Below are 793 nucleotides of genomic sequence, written 5' to 3' on the forward strand. Positions count from 1 at the left end.
CGTGACCACAGCAGCAGTTCTGGGCGCGGGTTCGTGGGGGACGGCGTACGCCAAGGTGTTGGCCGACGCCGGAACGGACGTGACGATCTGGGCGCGACGCGAGGAGGTGGCGCGCGGCATCGCGGAACGGCACGAGAACTCCGATTATCTGCCCGGCGTGGAACTGCCGCACTCGCTGAAGGCCACTGCCGATCACCGGGTGGCGGTGGCGGGCGCCGACTTCGTCGTCCTCGCCGTACCGAGCCAGACCCTGCGCACCAATCTCGAGGCGTGGAAGGCGGATATCGGATCCGACGTCACACTTCTGAGTCTCGCCAAGGGAATCGAGAGCGGCACCCTGATGCGCATGAGTCAGGTGATCGGTCAGGTCACCGGCGCCGAGCAGAATCGGATCGCCGTGTTGTCCGGCCCCAACCTCGCTCGGGAGATCGCCGAGGGGCAACCGGCCGCGACGGTGATCGCGTGCCCCGATTCGACCCGTGCCATGGAGATTCAGAAGTCTTGCGCGACAAAGTATTTCCGTCCGTACACCAATTCGGACGTGATCGGTTGCGAGATCGGCGGCGCGTGCAAGAACGTCATCGCACTCGCCTGCGGGATGGCCGCCGGTATCGGACTCGGTGAGAACACCGTGGCGAGCATCATCACCCGTGGTCTCGCCGAGATCACCCGTCTCGGAACCGCCCTCGGGGCGAAGCCGGCCACGCTCGCCGGTCTCGCCGGCGTCGGCGATCTCGTCGCGACCTGCACCTCCCCGCTGTCGCGCAACCGTTCGTTCGGCGAACGCCTCGGC

General features: G+C 67.1%; 1 protein-coding gene. It reads left to right on the forward strand.

The window, feature by feature from the left end:
* Nucleotide 1: 1 nt before the first annotated feature.
* The coding region (locus R1101_RS0124735; protein WP_037225259.1) for an NAD(P)H-dependent glycerol-3-phosphate dehydrogenase at nt 2–793 on the forward strand (792 nt) is incomplete at its 3' end.

The sequence above is a fragment of the Rhodococcus sp. R1101 genome (genome assembly GCF_000278445.1).
In the GTDB taxonomy this organism is placed as follows: domain Bacteria; phylum Actinomycetota; class Actinomycetes; order Mycobacteriales; family Mycobacteriaceae; genus Rhodococcus; species Rhodococcus gordoniae.